The sequence below is a fragment of the Phocaeicola barnesiae DSM 18169 = JCM 13652 genome, assembly GCF_000374585.1.
GTDB lineage: Bacteria > Bacteroidota > Bacteroidia > Bacteroidales > Bacteroidaceae > Phocaeicola > Phocaeicola barnesiae.
Genome location: NZ_KB894651.1, coordinates 1 through 23919 on the forward strand (window position 1 = coordinate 1; position 23919 = coordinate 23919).

General features: G+C 47.8%; 13 protein-coding genes and 1 rRNA gene. 6 read left to right on the forward strand and 8 right to left on the reverse strand.

Annotated elements, in window-relative coordinates; translation table 11 throughout:
- Together C510_RS0109895 and C510_RS0109900 are read right to left on the reverse strand one after the other, a co-directional pair.
- Positions 1-109, reverse strand: a 16S ribosomal RNA gene (locus C510_RS0109895); the annotation flags it as partial.
- Positions 110-849: 740 nt separating this feature from the next.
- Positions 850-1806, reverse strand: coding sequence for a DUF5106 domain-containing protein (locus tag C510_RS0109900; protein ID WP_154651975.1), 957 nt, complete (start codon positions 1804-1806; stop codon positions 850-852).
- 368 nt (positions 1807-2174) lie between these two features.
- Here C510_RS0109900 and C510_RS0109905 point away from each other — a divergent pair, with 368 nt between their 5' ends.
- Genes C510_RS0109905 through C510_RS0109915 form a run of 3 tightly spaced genes read left to right on the forward strand, consistent with a single transcriptional unit; the run spans position 2175 to position 6174 of the window.
- Positions 2175-3485: a TolC family protein gene (locus C510_RS0109905; protein WP_025892424.1), complete on the forward strand. Its 1311-nt coding sequence runs from the start codon at positions 2175-2177 to the stop codon at positions 3483-3485.
- A 38-nt stretch (positions 3486-3523) separates the two neighbouring features.
- Complete coding sequence (locus C510_RS0109910; RefSeq protein WP_018711185.1) at positions 3524-4555, forward strand: HlyD family secretion protein; 1032 nt, start codon at positions 3524-3526, stop codon at positions 4553-4555.
- A gap of 2 nt (positions 4556-4557) precedes the next feature.
- A complete protein-coding gene (locus C510_RS0109915) occupies positions 4558-6174 on the forward strand; it encodes a membrane protein (RefSeq protein WP_018711186.1) in 1617 nt (538 codons plus the stop codon).
- Between the two features lie 93 nt (positions 6175-6267).
- Here the strand turns inward: C510_RS0109915 and C510_RS0109920 are convergent, their stop codons facing one another.
- The 5 genes from C510_RS0109920 to C510_RS0109940 all read right to left on the reverse strand — a co-directional run bounded on the left by C510_RS0109920 (position 6268) and on the right by C510_RS0109940 (position 15022).
- Positions 6268-6831: a sugar O-acetyltransferase gene (locus C510_RS0109920; RefSeq protein ID WP_018711187.1), complete on the reverse strand. Its 564-nt coding sequence runs from the start codon at positions 6829-6831 to the stop codon at positions 6268-6270.
- A 61-nt stretch (positions 6832-6892) separates the two neighbouring features.
- Positions 6893-8521, reverse strand: coding sequence for an alpha-galactosidase (locus tag C510_RS0109925; RefSeq protein ID WP_425311420.1), 1629 nt, complete (start codon positions 8519-8521; stop codon positions 6893-6895).
- 70 nt (positions 8522-8591) lie between these two features.
- Positions 8592-9890: a hemolysin family protein gene (locus C510_RS0109930; RefSeq protein ID WP_018711189.1), complete on the reverse strand. Its 1299-nt coding sequence runs from the start codon at positions 9888-9890 to the stop codon at positions 8592-8594.
- A 226-nt stretch (positions 9891-10116) separates the two neighbouring features.
- Complete coding sequence (locus C510_RS0109935) at positions 10117-12567, reverse strand: S9 family peptidase (protein WP_018711190.1); 2451 nt, start codon at positions 12565-12567, stop codon at positions 10117-10119.
- Between the two features lie 196 nt (positions 12568-12763).
- Positions 12764-15022 (reverse strand): alpha-L-fucosidase, encoded by a 2259-nt coding sequence (locus tag C510_RS0109940; RefSeq protein ID WP_018711191.1) that lies wholly within the window; start codon positions 15020-15022, stop codon positions 12764-12766.
- A gap of 559 nt (positions 15023-15581) precedes the next feature.
- Here C510_RS0109940 and C510_RS0109945 point away from each other — a divergent pair.
- The 3 genes from C510_RS0109945 (at position 15582) to C510_RS0109955 (ending at position 20667) form a co-directional block, all read left to right on the forward strand.
- Positions 15582-17897 carry a TonB-dependent receptor gene (locus C510_RS0109945; RefSeq protein ID WP_414691863.1) on the forward strand — a complete coding sequence of 772 codons (2316 nt, stop codon included), beginning with the start codon at positions 15582-15584 and terminating at the stop codon, positions 17895-17897.
- 29 nt (positions 17898-17926) lie between these two features.
- Positions 17927-19360 carry a DUF4374 domain-containing protein gene (locus C510_RS0109950; protein WP_022339790.1) on the forward strand — a complete coding sequence of 478 codons (1434 nt, stop codon included), beginning with the start codon at positions 17927-17929 and terminating at the stop codon, positions 19358-19360.
- A gap of 95 nt (positions 19361-19455) precedes the next feature.
- The gene (locus C510_RS0109955) at positions 19456-20667 is read left to right on the forward strand and encodes a PepSY-associated TM helix domain-containing protein (protein ID WP_018711194.1); all 1212 of its coding nucleotides are present in this window, start codon (positions 19456-19458) and stop codon (positions 20665-20667) included.
- Positions 20668-20919: 252 nt separating this feature from the next.
- Here the strand turns inward: C510_RS0109955 and C510_RS0109960 are convergent, their stop codons facing one another.
- Positions 20920-23802 (reverse strand): TIM-barrel domain-containing protein, encoded by a 2883-nt coding sequence (locus tag C510_RS0109960; protein WP_026320182.1) that lies wholly within the window; start codon positions 23800-23802, stop codon positions 20920-20922.
- Between the last annotated feature and the right edge of the window lie 117 nt (positions 23803-23919).

Below are 23919 nucleotides of genomic sequence, written 5' to 3' on the forward strand. Positions count from 1 at the left end.
CGCCGGTCGCCGGCAAAGTCAGCAAGCTGACTTCCCGCTGCCCCTCGACTTGCATGTGTTAAGCCTGTAGCTAGCGTTCATCCTGAGCCAGGATCAAACTCTTCATTGTAAGAATATCTTTTCCGCACCGGACTGCTCCGGCGCGTGTCTTAATCTGTTCAGGAAACCGAATCTTCTTCTTGTTCCGCCCCATTTTCATGGGACAGGATCTTGACGGTGCTTCTTCGTTTCATCCATACCATATTAATATGGACTACTTCTTGTACTACATCTCTGTTTGTTTATCTAAAGCTTTTCAAAGAACTTGCCTTCAAATCTTGTGTTGAAAACGGTTGCAAAGATAAGTCATATTTTCGTAACCACCAAATTTTTCAGAAAGTTTTTTCAGAAAAATTTTTCAGCGGCGGTCCGAAGCGCGTCCCCCTCCGGGCTCACCCTTTCTCGCTCCCTTGCAGCATGCAAGGTAAGATACTCGGTGCAGCGCCTCCGGCAAGACATCCGGCTTACACTCTGTCATCAGAATTTCATTTCTTCAACGCGTTTCCCTCTCGAAAGCGGATGCAAAGGTACAGACTTTTCCGAAACCGACAAGCATTCCTCGAAACTTTTTTGAAACATTTTCTGGAATTAATTCACAAATACCTGATAAACAAAAGAATAAAATTCAACAATTTTCAAGATTCAGAATCAAAAGGTCAAAGAATGACACCATATAAATTTCGCGCACGCGTAACAACGTATAAGATATAAAAAAAGAACGTTCGTTTTATACAAAACAACCTCATGTGTCAAATAAAACGAACGTTCGAATCAACTAAAACAATTAGACGTTTTTTCGCGGAGCTGAAATTACAAGCCTAACCTGGCACAAACCTGTGGATACGAAGCATCTTTCAACAGAATTTTTTTCTTCCCGTCAAGCAGGTAAAAACTAGGCATTGCATTCAAATCGAATTTAGCCTCATCCTTCACCTGCTGCCTATCGTTTCCAACAATCCATGATTGTGGAATCTCTGGTAAGGCCTTTCTCCAAACCGCCTCATTTCCCTCCGTATAAATGGCCAATACCGTCAACCTCCCGGCAGCTACAGCATCGGCCAACTTATCATCTGCTGCCATGACATGTAATGATTCCTGACAATTACCACACTCCGGGTCATAAAACACCAGCAACAACCGATTTCCTTCGACAGGAGTTTTTCTCAACGTATGCTGTGTACCATCGGGTAAATAATATACAAAATCTTGTGCCAGTGTTCCAGGCATATTTCTGGAAATCAAATCCAAACGAAATTTCAAGGAACTTTTACTCGCCTCATCCAAAACTGTACTTCGGAGCATCCGCTTCAGATAAATCCGATACCAGTCTTCATCATAATACGGAGAATTCGGGTTATAAAGATATTCGTCTATCATCGACATAAAAAACCTGCGTGCCTGCTCCGTTTTCTCCATACCGGTACAAAGATTATCCAAGCTTTCTTCTATCCAAGCCTCAGGAACCGGCCCCGAAGCCAACAATCCCAACTGGTTCACCCACCCTTGCTCACTAACGCTCCGGTTATTGACCAACAATGTATCTGAAAAATCAAAATTATCCCAATAATGTTTCAACAGATACTCCTTCCGCTGTTCTGCATCTGTCAAAAGGGCCGGAATCTGAGGGAAAGGAAATGTTACTTCACGCTTCTGTTCTGTCTGTGCGGAAGCTTCATCCGCATTCTTCGACGTCTTCTCAACAGGCTGACAGGCAGATAAAAACATACTGGCCAGCATCATACCATATACCCATTTTCGTCCAATCATATTCCATGAATCTATTATCTCACAAAAATAGGAAATCACATTTGTTTTCCGAACCCAATCCTCTAAAAACAAGGCTCTACATTTCTTAAAGAATGAAAATATAAGACGGATTTAAAGGCATTATCAGGTTAAAACTTGTAAAATACCGCGATGCAAAGGTTACGACTAATGGGAAGTTTTCTATAATTTTGTCCTCCGAATAAAAGCATAATCCATCATTTTTATGAACGTTATTATCCTTACAACCCTTATCCGCTACAAGAACAAAATCCATGATTTCCATGCATGGGGAGCGGCTGCATTGATTTAAGGAACGTTCTATCTCTCCGATTCATTATCTACTTACTAACTTCCATTAAATTTTACTTATGAGCAAAAAGAACAGGCTCATAGTGCATTGTCTTATAGCACTATGCAGCCAGTATGTATGTGCCCAACCGAGAACAATGGGCCTAGAAGAGATGTTTCGTCTGGCCGATGAAAACAGCCAGCGTATTCAAGTATATCAAACCGGAAAGGATGCAGCGGAAGCAGCCCTGCAAGCGGCCAAAGCACAGCGTCTGCCCGATATAAACGCTTCCCTTTCGGCCAGTTATCTAGGAGACGGAAAACTTTGGGACCGGGATTTCAGCAACCCCATGAACATAGACATGCCCCACTTCGGGAACAATTTTTCCCTCGAAGCCCAACAGGTAATTTATGCCGGAGGAGCCATCAGCAGCAGCATCGAACTGGCAGAACTGGGGAAACATAGCGCCGAACTCGATGCACAAAAGAACCGGCAGGAAGTCCGCTTTCTGCTTACCGGTTATTACCTGGACCTCTACAAGCTGCACAACCAGATGCAGGTACTGAAAAAGAACCTTGAACTGACAGAACAAGTCATAGCCAACATGCGGGTACGACGCGAACAGGGAACTGCCCTTCAGAATGACATCACCCGCTATGAACTCCAGAAGGAAACATTGAAATTACAGGTGGCCAAGGTGAAAGATGCAAGCACCATCATCAACCACCAGCTAGTAACTACCCTGCATCTGTCCGAAGGTACTGAAATCATTCCCGATACGACCCTGCTGGATGAACAGATTCAAACACTTGACGAAAAGAATTGGCAAGCACTGGCAAGCCAAAACAACCTCGACCTGCAACAGACACAAGTAGGTATCCAGGTCAATGAGCAGAAAGTCAAACTGGAGCGTTCGGAGCGTCTGCCTAAAATTGCTCTTGTAGCGGCCGAACACCTGGACGGACCGATAACCATCGAAGTTCCGGTACTGGACAACAACTTCAATTACTGGTATGTAGGTGTAGGGATAACATACAATTTCTCTTCGCTCTTCAAGAACAACCACAAGCTGAAACAGGCCCGTCTGAATGTCAAGAAGGCTCAGGAGACACACCAGCTGATGCAGGAACAGGTTGAAAACACCATACAAGCTACGTATGTAGATTTTCTGACAGCATTTACAGACCTTCGTACCCAAAAGAAGAGTGTGGAACTGGCCGACCAGAACTACGATGTAACCAGCAACCGTTATCAGAATGACCTGGCCTTGCTGACCGACATGCTTGACGCCAGCAATACCAAACTCAGTGCCGACTTAAGTCTGGTCAACGCCCGCATCAACGTCATATATCATTATTACAAAATGAAATATGTCACCCATACCCTTTAAACGACTCATACACCATCCACTTTAAAAAGAAAAGAATCATGACAACCAGAAAAATACAGAAACTGACTTATAACATCGTTATCATCTGCCTCTTGTTCGGAGCACTCATCTATGTAGGTTCCCGATTCATCCATCTGGGAGTAGAATATACAGACAACGCCCAAGTGAAACAACACATCACCCCGGTCAACACCCGGGTATCAGGCTTCATCCAGAAAATCTGTTTCGAGGAATATCAACCGGTACATAAGGGAGATACCCTGCTGATTATCGAAGACTCCGAGTTCAGACTCCGATTGGCTCAAGCCGAGGCAGACTTGGAAAATGCCCGCTCGGGACAACAGGCAACCTCCGCGGGAATCGCCACAACCCAGAATAACCTGCGTGTCAGCGATGCAGGAATCTCCGAAGTACGTGTTCAACTGGAAAATGCCGAACGGGAACTGAAGCGTTACCAGAAACTGCTGGCACAAGATGCCGTCACCCGTCAACAATACGATAATGTACAGACTGCCTACGAAGCGACCAAAGCCCGCTACGAGCAGGTACAACGTGCCAAACATTCCACTTCGCTAGTCAAGGATGAACAGACGCACCGGCTCGGCCAGAACGCGGCAGCCGTACGCCTGGCAGAAGCGGCCGTATCGCTGGCCCGACTCAACCTGTCGTATACCGTCATTGTAGCTACCTGCGACGGTGTAACCGGACGGAAAGATATCCACGAAGGCCAGTTGGTACAACCCGGACAGACAATGGTAGACATCGTCGACAGCAGTGACCTGTGGGTGATCGCCAATTACCGGGAAACTCAGCTTCCGAACATCCACGAAGGCTCCAGTGTCACCCTCACCGCCGATGCCGTACCGGGAGTGACCTATACGGGTACCGTAGAATCCATCTCGGACGCAACCGGAGCCGCCTTTTCGATGATACCTCAAGACAATGCTACCGGCAATTTCGTCAAAGTGGAACAACGTGTACCTGTACGCATCAGCCTGAAAGGAAACGATTCCGAAAAGCTAAAGCTTCTGCGTGCCGGATTCAATGTAGAATGTAAAGTAAAACACTGATTATGGGAGCCCCTGTACTGAACGGACCGTTTACGATGCTGATGTTCCGCAACTTCGTGCCTCGGAAACTCCAACCGTGGATTTATGTCTTTATGGCCGTCACCTTCCAGCTTTCCGGAGGGCTCTATCTGGGTACCTTGAACCAAATGGTCGGCGAAACTACCCTGATGCGGGAAGACCTGCTGATGTGTCTCTATGCCAACCTGGCCGGAATGGCCATTTATTTCCCCTTACTGTTCCGCATGAAGTTCCGTTTTACCAACAAGACTTTGCTTCTGGCCGCGGCAGGGGGCGTTCTGGCAAGTAACCTGATTGCTCCCCACATCACCTACCTTCCGCTGCTATGGGGAATCTGTTTCATCGAAGGTATCTGCAAGATTCAGGGAACTTTCGAATGTATGTCGAATATCCAATTATGGATGACGCCCAAACGTGATTTCACAGTCTTTTTCCCGTTACTTCACATCATCATACTAGGCAGCATGCAACTATCCGACTTGCTGTGCACGTACCTGATGTATCATTATCATTGGAGCTATATGCATGGGTTTATCGCAGCCATCATGCTGATAAACCTGATGATACTACAGACTTGTACCCGTCATTTCCGCCTCATGAAGAAATTCCCTCTGTTCGGTATCGATTGGCTGGGAGCCATACTATGGGCCTGCCTGCTTCTGGAAATCGCCTATTTTTTCGATTACGGCGACTGGTATGACTGGTGGAACAGTCCGGTCATCAGACAATTGGCAGTAGCTATCGGCATTACATTCCTGCTTTGCATCTGGCGCATGCTGACCATCCGCCATCCCTTTCTCGAACCTCGGATGTGGACATACAGACATCTTGTTCCGATACTGATTCTGATAACACTGGTTGAAGCCTTCCTGGCTACCGAACGGGTACTGGAAGAAGTATTCTACGAAGAGGTGATGCACTATACAGAGACTGTCAGTGTACAACTGGACTGGTTGACTCTCGGAGGAATCCTTACAGGGTGTCTGTTTGCCTACTGGTGGATGCACATCAAACGCTTCAGCTATATCCGGTTACTTAGCATCGGAATCATAGGCCTCATCGGCTATCTGCTAGGCTATTATTTTACCCTCTCGGGCGAGATACATATTTCACAGCTCTATCTGCCTACTGCCTGCAGAGGATTTGCCTACGCTATTCTAAGCGCCACTTTCATGGTCTGTCTGGAAGAAATCATGACCTTCCAGCACTTTTTTCAGGCACTGAGCGTATTCAACATGCTGCACATGGTGGTAGGTGGTGTCATCGGTTCAGCCCTCTATACCCAAGGCCTCGCCTATTACCTGCCGGACAACATGGCCCGATACGGAGCAGCCATCGACCGGGTCTCCTTTAGCCGGCATCCTTTTCCTTTGGGAGAATATATGGAAAGCTTCGTATCGCAGATGATGGAAATCAGCATCAAGCAGATTTACGGATGGGCAGGCTATGCCTGTATCTTTCTGCTCCTCCTCTTTCTGCTTTATGATGCTCCGGTACGTAAAGAACTGAAACTGATGCCCGGCTGGAGAAGTCTTCGGAAAGAAATCGCCCGCTCTTTCCAGAAGAATCCGTCCCGGAAAACGAATGAGCCGAGAGAATAAACATAAAAAAGAAGCGTCCACGTTGGAACTCTTTTCAAGAAAGAGCCAACCTGAACGCTTCTTATTTTTATCTGTATCCGTGGAGCAACCGGCTTATTCTTCCAATTTCCGGATAACACGACAAGGATTTCCTACAGCCACCGAATTGGCCGGAATACTTTTCGTCACTACACTTCCAGCCCCGATGACACTATTATCGCCAATGCTGACGCCCGGCAATACACAGACCTGAGCCCCTATCCAGACATTATTACCCACGGTAATGGGATAGGCATATTCCAGTCCTTGATTCCGCTGGGTTACATCCAGGGGATGTCCGGCTGTATAGAAGCCACAATTCGGAGCGATGAATACATTATCGCCGAAAGTAATCTTAGCGCCGTCCAACATGACACAGTTCACGTTGGCATAAAAATTCTCTCCGATTTCGATGTTATAACCATAATCGCAATGAAACGGCTGCTCTATCAGAAACTGCTTGCCGGTTTTACCCAACAAGTCGCGGATAATGGCTTCCCGTTCTTTCAAGGATGAAGGGGGCAACTGATTGTAAGCATGACACTTTTCGTTACAAACCTGTCTTTCCCCAATCAGTTCCGCATCGTAATTAGCGTTATACAATTCTCCCGAATGACATTTTTCTTTTTCAGTTTTCATAAGAACTTTCATTGAAGTTTCAAACACAAACGTCGATGTTACAGGCTAGTCTTCATGTATCTCATTCCACCGGAGCCAACATGAAACAATCCAGATCGGGAGTCCATGTAAACCGGCTTCCGATTCTTACGACATTATATCCTTTCTGCAGATCGACCGCCAGTTCTGCCTGGGCAATTCCTTGGGTACTGTCTGTCTCCAGGTTATCCAGCGTCACCCGGGTACCGTTTACCGTAACCTCCAACCGACGGTCGTTTATCTCACGTTCCCTTTGAGTGACGGGGATATAGCGGACAATCATCTTATATTTTCCTCCCTTTTCACTGAACACTTCATCCCATTGGGCATAGTTCTCCTTATGACCACCCAGATTGGTGACAACCATGCTACCCGAAGCTCCTTCAAAAGGCATGTATGCCACTCCCCGCTTACGCTTGGCCAAATCGTCAAAGCCATTCAGATAAGCCTGTTCCGCTTCGTACAGGACGGGTTCCAGACGTCTGCTTCCTTCCACCCTTACAATCTTGACTCCATGAGGAAGTACATCAAAGCGAAGCGCATCATCTACCGGACGCTCATCCTTCCGATGAACCAAATCGCGGACATTTGTCTTTCCTTCCAACTCTAAAAGACTCAAAGGAACCTGAAAAGAACAGGTCTCCTCCGTAGGGTTGTACAAGGCAACCGCACGTACCTTTCCCCGCTTCTCTCTGATATCCTTTACAAAAACATATCCGCCGTTCTCGTGCTGTACGATCTGAGCCTGAATGCCTAACGGATCCTGATTCAAGGCTATCAGTTCGGGATTCTTCAATAAACGAAGCGAAGCCTCCGGAATCGTTGTCAGATCACAACCTATCAGAAGCGGGGAACTCAAGATACACCACATACCGAAATGTGTCTCTTCCTCCTCCGGTTTCAGCCCTCGTCCTATCTCCAGCATGTCCATATCGTTGTAATGACCTCCGCCGGCAAAAGCCGAAAGATACATGTTTTTGGAAATGATGTATTTCACCGATTCCCACGATGGATTTATATCCGAACTAATCCGCCAGGAACGTGCCAAACCACTGACCCACGTACCCGGATAAGCCCACCGGCAGATATTCAAAGAAATATTCCGGGGACACACCTCACGTATAGCCTCTACAATAGCCGTATACCGCTCCTGTTCATCAAGATCCAGTTGCTGACCGGCTCCACAATAGTCTATTTTAATGAAATCGAATCCCCAGTCATTGAAAAACAGATTGGCATCCTGACGCTCGAAGCCATAAAGTCCTACCCCTATTCCATTCTTATCGGCATCCCAGATAGAACCGCAGGTATTTGCTCCCGCCTCTGAATAAATGCCGGCTTTCAACCCCAACGAATGGATGTAATCGGCTACAACCTTCATGCCGTTCGGAAAACGTTCCGGATGTGTATGGAGGACTCCCTTTTCATCCCGATAACCAAAGAAACCGTCGTCAATGTTCACATAACGATATCCCACTTCATTCAAGCCTTGAGAAATCATGGCATCGGCCTGTTTCTTTATCAAATCCTCACTGATATTGACTCGATAAGTATTCCATGAACTCCAACCCATAAGTGGTGGTTCAACATGATTGACTTGTGCGACGGCCTCTCCAATCATGATTCCTAAAGCTACAGCCATCAGCCATTTTTTGCATGTTCCGTGTATCATATTCAAGTTAACTTTATTATCATTTGCCATCACCTCCAAGGGAGGACAGAGAAAGAGTTTACAAACAACATCAAGCCTCTTCGTCTCCCGTATCTTCGCTGACCGGAATCGTGACAAGTACCTTATCAATACGGGCACCATCCATATCCACCACTTCCAACACAAAGCCATTCCATTCCGTGCTTTCACCACTTTGGGGAATGTGTTGTAACTGGTGCAGGATAAGTCCGCCCAATGTCTGATATTCCGATTTCTCGAACAAGTCACTGCGGTTGAAATAATACAGGAAGTCATATAACGGACACTGTCCGTCTACCAACCAGCCTTCCTTGTTGACACGCTTGATGATATCGGGCTCTTCTCCCTTCTCATCCATATTACCGACCAGTCCCTCCAGAATATCTCGCAACGTAATGATACCTGTACAAGTTCCGAATTCATCGCAAACCAACGCACGGCTGATTTTCTGCTGCTTCATTTGTTCCAGAGCCTTGTAGACATTCATGCTTTCGTGGAAATAGACCGGTTCGTGTACCAGTTTCTCCAAAGAGAATGTCTCATCGTACAGATGGAGTACCAGGTCCTTCAGGTTGACAACCCCTTTCACATGGTCCAAATCACCTTCGGCTACAGGGTAGAATTCATACAAGTGCTCACTCAAGATTTTCCGGATTTCTTCTATTCCCATATCGGTATCCAACCAGACAATGTCACTCTTATGGGTCATGATGGAACATACTTTCAGGTCACCCAACATGAACACACGCTGCATGATGTCCTGTTCCACCGGTTGAACCTCTCCTCCCTCAGTACCTTCCTGAATGATGGACTTGATTTCTTCTTCGGTAACTTTGTTATCCGAATCCTTAATTCCCAGCAGATTAAAAATCAATCGAGTACTTTGTGCCAACAACCAGACGAACGGTAATGTCAGTTTAGACAACCAGTTCATCGGACGTGCCATCAGTTTGGCAGCCTTTTCGGCCACACTCAGACCGATACGCTTCGGCACCAGCTCTCCAAAGATAATGGTCAGGTAAGTTACAATCACTACGATTCCACCCTGTGCCAATACACCGGCATAATGAGTAGATACTCCCCATTCTATCAGAAGTTTCTTACAATCTACAGCTATCTGATTACCGGAATAGATACCGGTCAAGATACCAATCAATGTAATACCAATCTGTACGGTAGATAAAAAACGATCGGGTTCATTAGCCAGTTTCAATGCAATCTTAGCAGATTTGTTTCCTTTTTTTACATCAGTAGAGAGCCGTGACTTTCGGGCAGAAATCAAAGCAACCTCCGACATGGCGAAAACCCCATTCAACAAGATAAGCCCGATAATAATGAGAATCTCATTCATAAAATGTGATAAAATTTTGTGTATGTCCTACAAAATTAGCGGATTGACTAAAGTAGCCCCATAAACAGCCATACAATTATAGAGTTTTAACAAAAAAAGCCAAAGAAGTACTCCTTTCATCCCCAAATTCCGTGAAATAAATCTTGTAATGCCATAAAAAAGAGGCTGCCTGTTCATCGAATGACTCAAACAGACAGCCTCTCTTAAACCTTAAATATATCTCCTGTTACAAAGATTTCGGACGATATAACGCGTTCCACCAGGACGGATCATCCTGCAACCATTTGGCAAACCAGGCAAAAATGGTGTTCTGCCACTGGAAACGCTTGCCATAGTCCACAATGTGATGGTCCTGCCCGTCAACTACCACCAATGCTGTTTCTCGTCCCAACAATTTCAAGGCCGTATACATCTGTATGCTTTCACCCACCGGTACATTCATATCGGCCGAACCGTGGAGGAACAACAACGGTGTATGAATCTTTTCGGCATTGAACAACGGGCTATGGTCTACAAAGAGTTCCTTGTTTTTCCAGGGATAACTGTTGGCACCCGAAACCTCACTGTATGAATATCCCCAATAGCCTTCTCCCCAATAACTGGTATGGTCACTGATACCGGCATGCGAAATGGCGGCGGCAAAAATATCTGTCTTAGTCTGGAGATACTGAGTCATGAAACCTCCGTAGGAAGCACCGATACAACCAATCTTACTGTCATTGACAAAAGGATGTTCGGCCGCAAACTTCCGGGTACCTTCGATGATGTCATCGGCTACCCCATCGCCGAATGTATTTACATGACGGGCCGAGAACTCCTGACCGAAACCGGTAGCGCCACTCGGTTCGATTACATAAACGACATAGCCCAAGGCCGCGTATGCATGGTGCGGATAACGACTTTCAAAATTACGGCTGGTAGGGCTACATCCACCATAATAATTGACAATCATCGGATATTTTTGGGTGGCATCAAAATGAGGTGGCAAATAATAACGTCCATAAATGGTATCTCCCCGGGAGTTGACAAAATTCCAAGCCTCACATTTTCCCAAACGGATATCTTTCAGAATATCTTTACTCAAGTCTTCTACCAACACCGGTTTCAGATTCTTCAGATCGACAGTATACAACCGATGCGAATTGGAAACGCTCTCTCCATAAAATGCCAGAAGCGGCTTCTGCGAAGAAACTCCCATGTTCATGACCATATCTTCCGGTACCTCCACCTGACGGATAATTCCTGAAGCCGGTTCCATCTGATACAAGGAATAATAATCACGGTTCTCGGCGGTAAAATAAACTTTTCCGTCGGCCTTGTTCCAAACCGTCTGCATCACATTCGGATGGAAATTCAAGGTCAACGGCTTGACAGACTTATCGGACACTTCCATCAGATACAGCTGAGTATCAATCATGCTGGGAGTCTGTCCTTCCTTGACATGCTTCCCGATTCCTCCCAAAGATTCGGGCGAACCGGCTATCAGCACCTGTTTGGCATCCGGAGAAAACAAGGCATTCGAAATGAATCCGTCGTCCTCTACCAGCAATTCAGATTCCAGCGTATGCACATCCAGCATGTATAAAGAATACAACGTAGTAGGACGAGCTTCCAACCGACGTTTTGTCACCATCATCAGTACCTTACGGCCATCTGCCGAAATATCGGTAGCAAACACCTGCCGGTATCCGTAGGTCAACGGCTGCATCAGACCGGAAGCCAAATCGTATTTAGCCAGGTAGATACGGTCTCTCCATCCCGGCTGACGGTCATCAGGGTCAACATATTCATAAATCTCTTTCTTTTCTTTCGGACCTTCCTGTACGAGCGAGAACAACAGATAGTCTTCGGTCGGAGCAAAGCGGAAACTCCCTTCCGGCAACGAAGCGGTCAAGACCGTTTCTATACCGGTAGACGGACTGACCCGGACCAGCTCTTTACCTGCTACCCCCTGACGGGTCAGGTAATAGTCGGAAGAACGAGGCATCCAATGCAATTCTTCACTCCGTTCGGCCAAGACCTTACCGGTAGCCAGCTCACGAACGACATACGTAGTTGTAGTCTGCCCACCTACCCGAGTGGTCCGATAAGCAACAATCAGATATTTTCCATCGGGAGAAACTTCGACATCCGTATAACGTTTCCCATGCAACACATCGGCCAACGTATACAGACGGCCTTCCTCCTGAGTCAATGTGAAGATTCCCTCTTTTTCTGTATCCAATGACAATTCCGGGGTTTCCTTCCGGTCGGGAGCAGACAAGTATTTCACTACAATCTGATGAGAAGCCGGTTCCAATGTAAGCTTCAGGTCTTCGCACAATTTGCCATCCACATATACCTGATACGAATCTACCCCCTCGACCTTGAGTTCAGCCTTCCCGTAACGGGTATTTTCGAGTGTAAAGCCCAACAGATGCAATGCATATCCGTCATTCACAACCGGAAGAGCATCTGCGGTAAGAAGTTTACCCTGTTTCACCGTTTCCAGTGAGAGTGGAGTTTTCAACAGACGGTCCACCTTCCATGGTTCAGAATTGACATCAACGGTATCGACCTCATACGGTGCCTTGACCGGATAAGGTCCTGCATAATGAAAGGTATTGATTTCCATACGTTCAGCATTCAGCAGCATTCCCCAACACAACGAGCATGCCAGCAATAATTCTTTTTTCATACAATAGGATGAGTTATGTTTTTCATTCAGCATACAAAAATAGACAAATTATATAGAATACGCCAATTCTTCTACCGTTTCATCTCTAAAAGCATTGTGTTTATAGACAAACGAAGCCTGCCGGCCCAACGGGAATACCCAAATTCCAGTGGACCGACAGGCTCCTGATTTCTTTTCAATTCATGATTGAACTGACTCAGAAGATATCCAGTTCAGCCATCGTAGCAAAGTCTGCACCCGAAGTCACTTCCGTAGCGACCAACCGCACATAACGGGCTTTTACCGCCTTCTTGAAGTAATGGTAACGCTTGGTAGGGTCGTTCACCAGATTTCCGAATGTGAAATCCTCCACTTTCTTCCATGTCTTACCATCTGCACTCATCTCAAGACGCCCAGCCGCTATCAGACCTTTCGCATCCTTCTTCTGAGGGGTATAGGCAAATCCGGCCAGTTCTTTTTCCATTCCCAAATCCAAAGCGAATACATAAGGAGATTCCTGCCCGCCGGATACCCAATAAGTGTCTGCCTGTTCATCGATGGCGGCACTAGCCGGATGCTCGGTTGTTTCACCCGATACATCCAGTACTTTCCAATCTTTCTTGACAAATCCCAAGCGTTCGCGTGAAACCGCTCCCTTTCTTCCGTGCAGGAATGAAACCGCCTTCACTTCTCCATTCTCTAAAGCGAAAGGAACCGTATACAACGGCGAAGCCTCATCGGGTTCAGTACCGTCGGTGGTATAGTGAATCTGATAATCTATCGTATCCTGCATTGCCTCATCTCCTTTCTTATCGGCCCAATACAACCAACTGAAACCATCCTTCTTCGGTGCAATGGTGACCAGACCTTCCGCGTTTCTACCCACGGACAACATCGGAGGACGTTGCTGGTAATAATGTGCAGACACCTCACAGATGGCAGGATTCATACGGGATTCCAGTATACGTATCCGAATTTTGGAGGAAGTCACATCCGGGAATCGGAGAATACGTTTGTGACCGATATTGGTAGAGCGGGCAACCTCCTTCCATTGTCCGTCCACCCATGCATCGACGGCATGTTTCTCTACCCGTTCGCTATGTGTGGCGATGGCTTCCTGAATCACAATCCGATTGAAAGTAATGGGTTGCGGTACGGAAAAGACCAGTTCTTTCGGTCCTGTACCGTCCAAGAGTACAAACGTGTTTTCATCCTTGTCCAATACCTCCTTCGGACCATCTGCTCCGTCCAGCAAGTTATGGCCATAGGTTTCCTGAATTCTTCTACCGGTCTCTTCCAGAACCTCGACATCGGCATCCGAGAACCGTCCCTCCCGGTTAGGCGGAATATTCAACAGGAAAATGGAGTTACCACCTACGGCACGTTCATAAATGTCGAATACATCATCGGCACTCCGGGTCTGCTGACGGGTATCGTCCCGGTAGAACCACCCAGCCCGGATAGACGTATTCGTTTCGGCCGGCTGATAATGCAGGTAAAACGGTTTTTCACGGCTCAACAACACTTCCCGACCTCCCAAGTCACCGTGCAAGTCCATGAATTCCACCATCTCGGCAGGATTCTCCGTATACGGAGTAATCACATTCCATTCGGATGTCCGTGTATTTCCGGCCTCATTACCACACCAGCGCACGTCTTCTCTTCCGAAGATTGTAGCATTCGGCACCAATGTACGAATCATTTCACGCCAAGCCTTATAGTTATATTTCTGACCTCCTTTAGTCTTGGGATGTGCACCATCGAACCATACTTCGTCAATCGGTCCGTATTCCGTCAACAATTCGAACAATTGGTTCAGGAAATATTCGTTATAATCGTCCAGCTCGAACTGGAATTTTGTCTTGACGGCGAACGGACGCCCGGGTACTTCCCGAGGAATGGTACGCAACGTATAAGGACTCAGGTTACCATAAAGCCCGTCAGGACTTTCTATCTGATACAAATCGGCCGGAGACAGGTAGACACCCAGTTTCAATCCATATTTCCGGCACGAAGCAGAAAGTTCTTTCATGACATCGCCTTTCCCATTCTTATATCCAGTCGACATGATACCGTGTTTGGTATAACGGCTCTGCCACAATACGAATCCGTCATGATGCTTGGCTGTAAAGACGACCATCTTCATACCGGCGGCCTTCATGGCCTGACACCACTGGTCGGTATCCAAGGTCTTCAAATCAAAGATCTTGGGGTCTTCCTTTCCCGTTCCCCATTCCAGACGGGTGAAGGTATTAGGACCGAAATGGACGAAAGCTATAAACTCGTTTCTCAAAGCAGCCAACTGATTGTCCGTAGGAACCACATGGGCCGCTTTCCGGATAATCACATCATCGGTATCTCCCGCCTCCACTTTAATGGTATTTTGGGGAATTATCTCCTGTTGTTGTGCATACGATGACAAACACATCGCCGCCGCAAACAACCATGTCAACCGTTTCAAATTGTTTTTCTTCATAGTCAGATTTTATCAGTTCAGTTATAAAATAAAAAATAAGTAACCCCTATCGCTACAAATACTCTGCAATATTCGCAAGATTTGCCGATTCCCGCAAAAAATATCCAAACAAATAACCTCGATAAAATGAATTTTATACCGGACGGTTACCCGTCCGTAAATCTCCCGTCCACCATTTCCCATTGACATTTGCTTGCCTCACGTCCCATCGGATAACCATTTATGGGTAGCCCATCCGGACATTATCCTATCACAACCTTCCACGACCAAATGAATCACGGACAAAGAAAAGGCATTCTATTCTTCCATCAGACAATTCGGCAACACATTTCTACCGAAACATCCAATCCACTGACATTATAAAAGCAAAAACAGGGACTAATTTCGACACATCAGAATACCAATTTTTAGCGATTGTTATACTTTGAAATAGAATTTAACTTTGCACTCGCAATGCCGGAGAAGGCATCAAAGATTATCTAACTATTATAAAATTGGGAATAAATTGGGAACAAAATTCAAACACAGCCTGCTTCTTCTGATCATGCTGATGGGTACAATGACGACATGGGCACAGGAAGCCATTGTTTTTGGAAAAGTCATTTCCAGTGACAAAAGTGAAATAGACTTTGCTACCGTATACCTGAAAGGTACAAACTACGGATGTACCACCAACGAGAAAGGAATCTATCACCTGAAAGCCCCTGTGGGTACATATACCCTCATCGTATCGGCCATCGGATACGAAACCTCCGAGAAACAGGTCGTATTGACAGGTGGCGAACGCTTGAAACAGAACATCGTATTGAAACCTTCGGTGACCGAACTGGATGAAGTGGTGGTGGTCTCTACGGGTGTCTCCCGTGTGAAGCGTTCGGCCTTCAATGCCGTAGCGGTCGATACCAAAGAGATGCAGAACTCCACCAAAAGCCTGAGTGAAGCCCTGACCAAGGCTCCGGGTATGAAGTTGCGCGAATCGGGCGGTGTAGGCTCGGACATGCAGCTCATGATGGACGGATTCAGCGGCAAGCACGTAAAGGTATTCATCGACGGAGTACCGCAGGAAGGGGTAGGAAGCTCGTTCGGGCTGAACAACATTCCGGTGAACTTTGCCGAACGCATCGAAGTCTATAAAGGAGTGGTACCGGTAGGATTCGGAACAGACGCCATCGGCGGAGTCATCAACATCGTGACCAACAAGAAACGGCGCAACTGGTTCCTGGACGCTTCCTACTCGTACGGCTCGTTCAATACCCACAAGTCATACATCAACTTCGGACAGACGTTCAAGAACGGTTTCACCTACGAAATCAATGCTTTCCAGAACTACTCGGACAATGATTATTACGTAGATGCTCCGGTACAGGATTTCGCTACCGGAAACCTGAACGGGACTTACCAACGGGTGAAACGGTTCAATGATACCTATCACAACGAGGCGATTGTAGGGAAAGTAGGTATCGTAGACAAAAAATGGGCAGACCGGCTGATGTTCGGATTCACCTACTCACACATGTACAAGGAAATCCAGACCGGTGTACGCCAAAGCATCGTTTACGGCGAAAAGCACCGCAAAGGCCACTCCCTGATGCCTTCGTTGGAATATAGCAAACGGAATCTGCTCACCAAGGGACTGGACGTGACCCTCACCGCCAACTACAACCGGAATGCCACGACCAACGTCGATACCGCCGCCTACCAGTACAACTGGTTGGGAGAAAAGCAACCGATGAACTCCCGCGGAGAACAATCTTATCAGTATTCACGTGCCGACAACGATAACTGGAACGGGACGCTGACCGTAAACTACCGCATCGGAAAGATGCACACGTTTACCTTCAACCACGTATTGAACGCATTTACCCGCAACAATACCTCTCTGTTGGCCAACGAAGAACAGACCGACGCCATCGCCAAGAAGACGCAAAAGAACATCTCCGGTCTATCTTACCGCCTGATGCCATCGGAACACTGGAACGCTTCGGTCTTCGGGAAATACTATAACCAACATGTAGCCGGTCCTATGGCCACAACGACCAATCAGGACGACTACGAGAAGATTAGCAGAAAGATGGACGCCTTCGGATACGGTATTGCCGGCACTTATTTCATCCTGCCGGGACTCCAGGTGAAACTCTCGTACGAGAAAGCCTACCGCCTGCCCACCATCGAAGAGATGTTCGGCGACGAAGACCTGGAAATGGGAGAAATCACCATCCGTCCGGAGAATAGCGATAACGTCAACCTGAACGTCAGCTACGGAAAATCGTTCGGCAAGCATTCCGTCTATGTGGAAGGAGGAGTGATATACCGCGATACGAAGGATTATATCCAACGTAACGTAACCGATCTGAGCGGAGGAAAATACGCGGCCGCCTACACCAACTACGGGAAAGTCCTCACCAAAGGATTCAACCTGTCGGCACGGTACAGCTATAGCAACTGGTTCAGCATCGGAGGAAACTTCACGCAGATGGATGTACGCGACAACATGAAAACCATGATTGGCACTACGGTTCCCAACCTGGCCTACCAGGCCCGCATGCCGAACCTGCCCTATCAGTTCGCCGATGCCGATGTGAACTTCTATTGGCGGGACCTGTGGGAAAAAGGGAACGTCCTGACCTTGACCTACGACAACCAGTTCCTGCATAGTTTCTCCTACTATTCGCAGGTCATCGGTTCCAGTAGCGATTACATCGTGCCCAACCAGTTCTCGCACAACCTCAGCCTGTCCTATAGCCTGAAGAACGGACGGTACAACCTTTCGCTGGAATGCCGGAATTTCACCGACGAGAAGCTATACGACAACTTCAGCCTCCAGAAGGCCGGACGAAGCTTCTACGGAAAAGTACGTGTCTATTTCGGAAAATAAAATGAACTAAAAATAAAAGATAAATAAGCATGAAAAAGAACCTTTTAATGGCCGGACTCTTTGCTACCGCATTGGCCGGCATGAGTTTCACCTCCTGCTCAGGTGAAGAAGTAATCAACAACGAGTCGAATACCGGAAACGGGAACGGAAACGAAGAACAACCGGAAGTATCGGCTTCCCGCTACGTCATCGCCGCATCAGTAACCGCTTCGGGAAATACCACCAACGTATTGCTGACCGCCGAGACACTGGAAGAAGGAAGCATCAGTACCGTAAAGAACGGACTGGTAAACGACGGTGCCACCCAATGGGTATATTACAACGACCAGTACCTGTACGGATTGAGCTACAACCAGGGAAACGCCGGTATCACCACTTCCTTCTACCTGGACAACAACGGGAATCCGAAGAAACGGAACGGAGAATTTGCCGTACGCCGCTTCACGACCTTCGGTACCTACGGGAAATATGTCATGACCACTTCGACCGGTAACGGACCGACCGAATGGAACGACGCAAACGGATACACCCCGAAATCGTTCCTGATTTCTTATCTGGATACCGCCGCCGATACGTATACCACCAACGATACCAAAAACGAAGCCTACCTTTCCGAGAATTTCCTGGGCAACGGTGAATTTGTCACCCTCGCCGGATTGCTGGAAAACAACGGCAAACTCTTCAGTGCCGCCGTACCGATGGGGCTGAGCCAATACGGTACGAAATTCGAGAACGGCAAGTGGGTACTTCCGGGCAACGAAGACCTCATCAAGACCGAATCGGGAGGCTCCGGAAGCGGTTCGTACAACAAGGACGAATTGCAATGGACCCAATATCCGAACGAATGCTGGGTAGCCATCTTCAGTGATGAAACGCTGACCGACAAGAAGCTCATCAAGACCGATAAAATCAGCTATGCCTGCGGACGTTACAAGTCACAATATTACCAGATGATTTGGGCAGACGCCAACGGAGACATCTACGTATTCTCGCCAAGCTATGCCAAGACGATGAGCGACGCCCGCCAGCAGACTACTCTCCCCGCAGGTGTAGTACGTATCCCGGCCGGAACGGAAGACTTCGACGATTATTATTGCGACCTGGAGGCACTGAGCGGCGGAAATTCATTCCTGCGTTGCTGGCCGATAGCCGAAGACTATTTCCTTCTGTTGATGTATGACCGTCCGTTGACCGAAACCGGATTCACCGCCAACCAGCTGGCCATCTTCAAGGCAGGCGACAAGAAACTGACCTACGTGAACGGACTTCCGGCTACCGAACTGATTTCGGGCTTCGGCAACTCACCGTACGTCGAGCACGGAAAAGCTTACATAACCGTCACCACGACCGAAGGTTATCCGGCCATCTACAAGATTGACCCGGCTACCGCCACCGCCACCAAAGGTTTGACCGTAGAGGCTACCCAATTGAGCGCCGTAGGTAAACTGAACATTCAGGAATAACAACTTGTTAGTAGAAACAAATATCAGTGGGCCTGAAACCGATGAAGAGCCGTTTCTTTACCGGACAGGTCCACTTTTTTTAAACGTCATACCGCATGAGAAAACTTTTTGCCAAGATTCATCTCTGGCTTTCCATCCCCTTAGGCATCCTTATCTCCATCATCTGCCTCACCGGAGCCATCCTGGTGTTCGAGCAGGAAATCACCCAGGCATTGAACCCGAACCTGTACCGTGTTGAAGCGGCTTCCGGAAGTACTCCCCTGTCCCCTTCGCAACTGGCCGAAGCGATAAGCCGCCAAGTTCCGGACACCCTCCAGCTTACCAGCCTTCAGTTCGCCCAAGACCTGGACAAACCGGTATGGGCCGGATTCCGGAATGCAGGCAGAAAGACCTTGAGTGTCAATCCATATACCGGTGAAGTAAACGGATGGAGCCAAAGTTATCCCTTCTTCCAGGAAGTACGCAAGTTACACCGCTGGCTATTGGACGCCCCCGCCAGAAAAGGCGAAAAATCCGTGGGAAAGGTCGTCGTCGGAGTCACTACCCTGCTGATGGTCGTCATTCTCCTTAGCGGACTGGTCATCTGGATTCCCCGTACCTCGAAAGCCTTGAAGAACCGGCTGAAAATCAGTTGTACGAAAGGATGGCGTCGCTTCTGGTACGATAGCCACGCAGCCACAGGCATCTATACCCTGGTATTCCTGCTCGTCATGGCCTTGACCGGACTGACCTGGTCGTTCGGGTGGTACCGCACCGCTGCCTATTCCCTGTTCGGAGCCACTCCGCAAACAATGGAAGCCGGCCACGGAAATGCCGGAAACCGAGAAGCGGGCGCAACGTCCCAACGGAATCATACGCATCCGGACCGCCAACCGGATTCCAGACCTCGGCGTACAGGTACCGATGAATCGGATACCCGCCCGAAAAACGCCCAACGTCCGTATCGCACCTGGGACCAGGTATTGGCAGGTCTGCAACAGACCTATCCGTCCTATACCAGCATCAAGCTGGAGCGGAACAGCGCCCAAATAATCACATCGCCCGAAGGCTCGTTGCGGAAAAGCGATACCGCCCGTTTCCAGGCCGAAGACGGTACCATCACCGGAATCACGACTTCCGACCAAGTCCCCATTTCTCAGAAGATGAAAGGATATTTCTATAGTTTCCATACCGGAACCTGGGGAGGCATGTGGACCAAAATCCTCTATTTCCTGGCCGCTTTCCTGGGTGGCATATTGCCGTTGAGCGGCTACTACCTCTGGTACAAGAAGAAAAAAGGCTCTTCCCTCCGGCGGAATGCCCGATGAGACTTTGCCTTCATGTTTTCTTTCGGAAAAACATCGGCCTTTTATGTCCTTCATCGAAAGAACGTACGTATTCCATACGCAGAACATTCGTCCTCCATACGGAAGACATAAGTTCCAGGCACGAAGGACATAGTACATCTACAGACATACCAAGAATCCCAAAAGCAAGCGGGTCATTCAGAAATTCCAGGAACTCTGAATGACCCGCCTTCACTTTTCATTGACTACCCAAGGAAATAGTCTGTAAATGAATTATAGCTGGACCGTTTGTTTACTTCCATCGTATTTCACGACAATACCTTTAGCATCCTTGTCAAATCCTTGAGCCTTGTCTTTCCCGACAACCACCACGGTAAAGGTACGTTCCTTCAACATTCCATCGAATTCTCCGGTACGTTCGCCGATAGTCAGTGTCCGGCTATCCTCATCGTATTCAAAAGGAATCATGGCATATTTCCCTTTTTCGTAGTTATAATTCGTACCTTCGTCTTCATACAAGGTAAACGTACCGTCTGCTCCCTGATATACATACAACTTGATATCCGAAGCCGGTTTCTCGTCGGAATATTGCATATCCGGGCCGAACGGAACAATGGAGCCGGCACGTACATACAACGGAATCCGTTCGTAAGGCGCAGCTACAGAAGCCTGCACACCTGCTTCCTGGAATTTGCCCGTGTAGAAATCATACCAACCTTCACAAGCCGGGAAATACATGTCACGGGTGCGGTCTCCATACCGATATATCGGAGCTACCAGGAAAGCCGGACCAAACATGAACTCATCACCGATATTATTCACCTGCGTATCAGCCGTAAAGTCCATTACCAGCGGACGCATGATGGTATAATCATCGAAATAAGTCATTCCTGCCATCGAATAGATATACGGCATCAGGTTGTAACGGAGTTTCGTATAATAAACAACAGACTGATAAGCCGGATGATTTTCCGGAGCAATGTTCCAGATTTCACGGAACGGATATTGGCCGTGTGCCCGATACAACGGACAGAACGCACCGAACTGATACCACCGGGTATTCAGCTCCCTCCATTCCTTATAATCCGCATTTTCGGTCCGTGTCTTGTTCCATACTTCCTGACCGGCTACATAGCGGTTCTCTACACAGAAGCCACCGATGTCCATGGTCCAATACGGAATACCGCTCATCGAGAAGTTCAGTCCGGCAGAGATCTGAGCCTTCATGTCTTCCCAACGGGTAGCGATGTCACCGCTCCAGGTAGCCGTAGAATAACGTTGCAGGCCGGCAAAGCCCGAGCGGGTCAGCAGGAACACACGTTTGTCATTGTCTACTCCCCGTTGTCCGTCATAAATGGCCTCCGCATTCATCAGGGCATAAGCATTGAAGAATTCGGTAGAAGAGCCCAATGCGGTAGGGCCACACAAAGCCTTGCGGTAATCGATGTCGGTACAATCGCGAATGTTCGGTTCACTGGCATCCATCCACCAGGCGTCGATACCCAATACATACAATTTGTCCTGCATCTGTTTCCAGAAGAGTTTGCGGGCATCGGCACTATAGGCATCGTAGAAGGACCCGATGTAACCCGGACCTATCCAGTCGCGGATGCTATCCTTGATAGCCTGCTGGTACATCCAACCGTTCTTGTCGAACTGCTTGTAATGCTCGGTAGAAGCATAGAACTTCGGCCAAACCGAAATCATGAGCCTGCCATTCATGGCATGGATAGAATCTACCATAGCTTTCGGGTCCGGGAAACGGGACTTGTCGAAGTCGTGGCTTCCCCATGCATCTTCGGGCCAATAGCTCCAGTCCTGTACGATATTATCTATCGGAATCTGCCGGTCACGGAACTCTTTCAAGGTACCGATAAGTTCAGCCGAAGTCTTGTAACGCTCCCGGCTTTGCCAGTATCCCATCGCCCACTTCGGCATGACAGGAGACTTTCCGGTCAATGTACGGTATCCGCTGATTACTTCATCCATATCATCGCCTGCTATGAAATAATAATCCAACTGTTTGGTCATCTCGCTCCACCACGACTGCTTGCCTTGCTCTTCGGGAGCCACCGGAGCCAATACCCGCAATCCGGAATAAGAGACATAACCGTCCGGTTCCCACTCTATCTTCAACGGAACCCGTTTACCGGATTCCAGATTGACGGAAAATTTATAGCTGTTCGGATTCCAGGCCGTACGCCAACGTTCGGGAACCACCAGTTTACCGTCGATGTACACCTTCGTATAGCCGGCATAATAAAGGATGAATTTGAACTCACCGCTCTGAGAAGGCTCAATGCTCCCTTCATACGTCACCTTAGAACCCATGAACGGAAATCCTTCCGGAAGATTGACCACCTTCGACAAATCTTCCCGTTTCAGATGTTCAAAATAAAGGGAATCTTCGCGACGTTCCAAAGGTTGTACGCCCGACTTTGCATCCGGTACATAATTACCGGTCAAGGCTCCTTCCTTACCGTATTTATCAAACAGCTTGAAAACCTCTCCCAGTTGTGAATAATCGTTGGGATTTCCGAAACGGCAAAGCGAATAACTATCCAGCAGAACGCCGTAATTCTTGTTGGAAACAATGAACGGTACGGAAACCTTCGTATTATACTGGAACAGCTCTTCGTTCTTTCCTTTGTAGTTGAACTCGTCGGCCTGATGTTGTCCCAAGCCGTAGAAAGCCTCATCGGCCGGCGATTCGAATACCTGCCGGATGGTATATCCATGAGTTCCTTCTACCGTAATCGGCGTGAATTCCTTGCCTCCTCCCTTGTTTTCCTGGAGAATCAACCGCCCCTCCTCATCGGTAAACCAGACTTCGCCGGTAGATGCCAAAACCGAAGCCTTCAATGCCTGCGTAAGGACCGACACCGTATCGCCCCGTTGCTCTACGGAAAAAGGAGTCTGTTCTGCCGGAGGAAGTACGACCAGACTCTTCGGGTCGGCAAAGCTCGATTCGGGTGTAGCCGATACATGAATCAGTTTGTCACCCATTACCTGAAGACGCACCAGTCTCGCCGCATGTTCTCCCTGCGGAGTCACATGTACAATCACCCCTTGGTCCGTCTGTTCATAGACTTTATCGGAACAGGCCACCAGAAACAGACCTGCCAATAAACAATAAGGAATGTTCTTCATATTCATCATAAGACAATGCTTAAAGTTAAACAATCAATCCATCACAAAGATACACGGAACCTTTGCCAAAAGCCTGCCTCACATGTTTTCAGGTTGGGAAAGATTTGAATGGCCGGCAGACGG

What these genes read in the sequence shown, in the direction of transcription:
- C510_RS0109900 (WP_154651975.1), bottom strand. Translation starts at nt 1,806, where the DNA reads ATGATTGGACGAAAATGGGTATATGGTATGATGCTGGCCAGTATGTTT.
- C510_RS0109905 (WP_025892424.1), top strand. Translation starts at nt 2,175, where the DNA reads ATGAGCAAAAAGAACAGGCTCATAGTGCATTGTCTTATAGCACTATGC.
- C510_RS0109910 (WP_018711185.1), top strand. Translation starts at nt 3,524, where the DNA reads ATGACAACCAGAAAAATACAGAAACTGACTTATAACATCGTTATCATC.
- C510_RS0109915 (WP_018711186.1), top strand. Translation starts at nt 4,558, where the DNA reads ATGGGAGCCCCTGTACTGAACGGACCGTTTACGATGCTGATGTTCCGC.
- C510_RS0109920 (WP_018711187.1), bottom strand. Translation starts at nt 6,831, where the DNA reads ATGAAAACTGAAAAAGAAAAATGTCATTCGGGAGAATTGTATAACGCT.
- C510_RS0109925 (WP_425311420.1), bottom strand. Translation starts at nt 8,521, where the DNA reads ATGATACACGGAACATGCAAAAAATGGCTGATGGCTGTAGCTTTAGGA.
- C510_RS0109930 (WP_018711189.1), bottom strand. Translation starts at nt 9,890, where the DNA reads ATGAATGAGATTCTCATTATTATCGGGCTTATCTTGTTGAATGGGGTT.
- C510_RS0109935 (WP_018711190.1), bottom strand. Translation starts at nt 12,567, where the DNA reads ATGAAAAAAGAATTATTGCTGGCATGCTCGTTGTGTTGGGGAATGCTG.
- C510_RS0109940 (WP_018711191.1), bottom strand. Translation starts at nt 15,022, where the DNA reads ATGAAGAAAAACAATTTGAAACGGTTGACATGGTTGTTTGCGGCGGCG.
- C510_RS0109945 (WP_414691863.1), top strand. Translation starts at nt 15,582, where the DNA reads ATGACGACATGGGCACAGGAAGCCATTGTTTTTGGAAAAGTCATTTCC.
- C510_RS0109950 (WP_022339790.1), top strand. Translation starts at nt 17,927, where the DNA reads ATGAAAAAGAACCTTTTAATGGCCGGACTCTTTGCTACCGCATTGGCC.
- C510_RS0109955 (WP_018711194.1), top strand. Translation starts at nt 19,456, where the DNA reads ATGAGAAAACTTTTTGCCAAGATTCATCTCTGGCTTTCCATCCCCTTA.
- C510_RS0109960 (WP_026320182.1), bottom strand. Translation starts at nt 23,802, where the DNA reads ATGAATATGAAGAACATTCCTTATTGTTTATTGGCAGGTCTGTTTCTG.